Origin of the sequence: Maritalea sp. (assembly GCF_051251695.1) — a bacterium.
GTDB lineage: Bacteria > Pseudomonadota > Alphaproteobacteria > Rhizobiales > Devosiaceae > Maritalea.
The window spans coordinates 1-2,317 of the sequence record NZ_JBPOEU010000098.1; the positions used below are offsets into that span (position 1 = coordinate 1).

The window sequence follows — 2,317 nt, forward strand, 5'->3', positions numbered from 1 at the left end:
AATCGCCCCTGCAGGGCTCCCGTTTCAATATCATACCAGCTCACGCAGTGACTGCATTTCTCAATTAGCATCATGGATTGCGCCACGCGAATCTCCTTCAGGCGTAAATTGTGACCGGTAACACACCTACCGAACACCGGTGACTTGGTCAAATGGAATTCGTAAATTGGGCGGCGCAAAACGCCGCCCAAAGACTTTAGCGTTCGAGAGCGCCAACACCTGAGAAACGGAAAGCTTCCGTCTCAAGCGCATTGAATTCGTCCGCACTCATCTCATCATGAGCAATGGTAATGCGGCCCAAGAACACGAATAGAACTTCGTCTGCACGGTCTTCCAGATCCGCTTTGATGGCTTCTGCTGTCGCAGCGCCAACATCGTCGCCCATCCGCATAGGCGTTGCATCGAGCTCCCCGCGACGGATCGCATCAAGTTCTAGCCCCGTGCCGCCCCAAACCCGTCTGATCCAGCCATTTTGTCGATGTTGTCAGCTTGGATCTGCAACTCGGATGGACCGAAGATCACGTAATCGTAGAGATCCGCGTCTTGCACGACTTGGTTGGCATATGTGGACTGAAGCGAATGCTCCACTTGGCGACTTGCGAACTCAGTCGTCTCATATTCGATACCAAGCTGATCGAGACGTTTGGTCATCGCGAGATAGTTGCGGGCCCAAAAGTCAGAGGTGTCAGCCGATGGGTAGACCATCGCAATTTGGATCGGATTATCAAGCGTGCCGGCGTAAGGCACAACCGCCTGCTGCGACAGTACTTTCCAAAGGGCACAGATTTGTCGATACATAGTCAGGCAAAGCTGAGCGCCATTGCAAGACAGCTCAACGAACGACCACGTATGACGCTGGGATACGAAACCCCCGCAGAGCGTTTTAATGCATGTGTTGCGTCGATCAGTTGAGAACGCCAGTCATATCAGACATAACTTTTACTCCTCTATGCTGCTGCATCTTGGGCGCCAACAATCATACCGAGCACCTCTTGCACTGAACTTTCCGCCGTTTTCACAACGCCGACACCACGCCCGCGGCGCTGTACATGCACACGGTCCGCAACTTCGAACACATCGTCGAGCGAGTGACTGATCAAGATCACGGCCAATCCCTGCTCACGAAGCGCTTTGATCAACTTCAAAATGCGTGCGGTTTCTTGCGGGCCCAAAGCAGCCGTTGGCTCATCCATCACCAGCACCCGAAGGTCCGCATGATAGACGGCGCGCGCGATGGCAATCGCTTGGCGTTGACCTCCAGACAGACTGTCTGTTGGCACATCCATAGAGCGCAACTGCACGCCAAGACGTTCATCAAGCACACGGGTCTACTTTACTTCTAAAAGGTCTCGAAGCAGACCACGTTCTCATTCTTGATGCCGACCGACCCGGTAATTCGATGTCCAAGGAACATCTGTACGTGGCTCTTACAAGAGGGGCGAAGTCGGTTCACGTATTTTCTAGAAATTACATCCTTCCTTGAACGAAGTCGTCCTTAAGGGATGCAACGGGACTTAAATCGCAGAGTTCAACCGCAGATCAGCCAGCTTCCAAAACTTTTTTGCACTCGGTTTGGAAGCGTCAAGCTTTTTTGCGATCCGTCTTGATCAGTGTGGATCAAGACGGATCGCTTAGGCGAAACTGACGCCGCCAGACGGTTCACGGACCAACTGGCCCACGAGCCGCGAGTTCAGAAAGACGTTCAAAGGTGTGTAGCTGCGCTTGCGACCCATGTCAGAATATGTCCTCAAGCCCGTCTGATGCGCCCTTGCTGCGCTCGGTCACCGTGATCTCAAGGTCCAGGGCCGCGATCAAATCAAATAGCGTTTCCAGCTTGGTGCCTCCGCTGCCGTTCTCGATCTTGGAGATCGTTTCCTGCCAGACACCGCTCATCGAGGCGAGCTCCTTTTGGGTCAGGCGCTTGACCTTCCGAGCCTCGCGAATTGCGTGGCCCAAATTTTTTGACGTGCGAACGAGGTGCTTCATGACTGTTCTCCCGTCAATCAATATGACCTTTAGATCATAATATGTCAATATGACCCCCAAGTCATAATTTAGATATATGATCCGAAGACCATAAGCGGTAACTTCAACATGAGCCGTATCTCAGAAAACAATGCCGTTTCTGACATAACAACAACCCTATCTCAAATTGAGCCAGAACTCTCACGCCTGCAGCCCTACGCGGCTAGGGTTCTGCACTCCTGCCCTACACTCAGATTCAAAACCCTTGATTGGAGTAGCGAATCAATTAATAACTAACAGATGGTTAATATATCAGCGATGAACAGTCAGTCCCTCCGAAAGTACCATCGAA

At 52.0% G+C, this 2,317-nt stretch carries 4 protein-coding genes and 2 pseudogenes; 2 read left to right on the forward strand and 4 right to left on the reverse strand.

Going from position 1 to position 2,317, the window contains the following annotated elements:
* Positions 1-196: 196 nt before the first annotated feature.
* Together ACSHWX_RS18355 and ACSHWX_RS18360 are read right to left on the reverse strand one after the other, a co-directional pair.
* Positions 197-385, reverse strand: a complete 189-nt coding sequence (locus ACSHWX_RS18355; protein WP_435669656.1) for a hypothetical protein — start codon at positions 383-385, stop codon at positions 197-199.
* A 47-nt stretch (positions 386-432) separates the two neighbouring features.
* A complete protein-coding gene (locus ACSHWX_RS18360) occupies positions 433-798 on the reverse strand; it encodes a hypothetical protein (protein ID WP_435669659.1) in 366 nt (121 codons plus the stop codon).
* Here ACSHWX_RS18360 and ACSHWX_RS18365 point away from each other — a divergent pair.
* Positions 748-912 (forward strand): annotated as a pseudogene (locus tag ACSHWX_RS18365) (transposase); the annotation flags it as partial. The gene ACSHWX_RS18360 and the pseudogene ACSHWX_RS18365 overlap by 51 nt on opposite strands.
* Positions 913-947: 35 nt before the next feature.
* On the opposite strand, the gene ACSHWX_RS18370 reads toward ACSHWX_RS18365, so the two are convergent.
* Positions 948-1,322, reverse strand: coding sequence for an AAA family ATPase (locus tag ACSHWX_RS18370; RefSeq protein ID WP_435669657.1), 375 nt, complete (start codon positions 1,320-1,322; stop codon positions 948-950).
* Positions 1,323-1,354: 32 nt separating this feature from the next.
* Here ACSHWX_RS18370 and ACSHWX_RS18375 point away from each other — a divergent pair.
* A pseudogene (locus ACSHWX_RS18375) lies at positions 1,355-1,483 on the forward strand (hypothetical protein); the annotation flags it as partial.
* 251 nt (positions 1,484-1,734) lie between these two features.
* On the opposite strand, the gene ACSHWX_RS18380 reads toward ACSHWX_RS18375, so the two are convergent.
* Positions 1,735-1,986: a helix-turn-helix domain-containing protein gene (locus ACSHWX_RS18380; protein WP_435669658.1), complete on the reverse strand. Its 252-nt coding sequence runs from the start codon at positions 1,984-1,986 to the stop codon at positions 1,735-1,737.
* Positions 1,987-2,317: the final 331 nt, after the last annotated feature.

Excerpts from the sequence above, each read along its gene's own strand:
- ACSHWX_RS18380 (WP_435669658.1), bottom strand. The coding sequence starts at position 1,986 with ATGAAGCACCTCGTTCGCACGTCAAAAAATTTGGGCCACGCAATTCGC.
- ACSHWX_RS18355 (WP_435669656.1), bottom strand. The coding sequence starts at position 385 with ATGGGCGACGATGTTGGCGCTGCGACAGCAGAAGCCATCAAAGCGGAT.
- ACSHWX_RS18360 (WP_435669659.1), bottom strand. The coding sequence starts at position 798 with ATGTATCGACAAATCTGTGCCCTTTGGAAAGTACTGTCGCAGCAGGCG.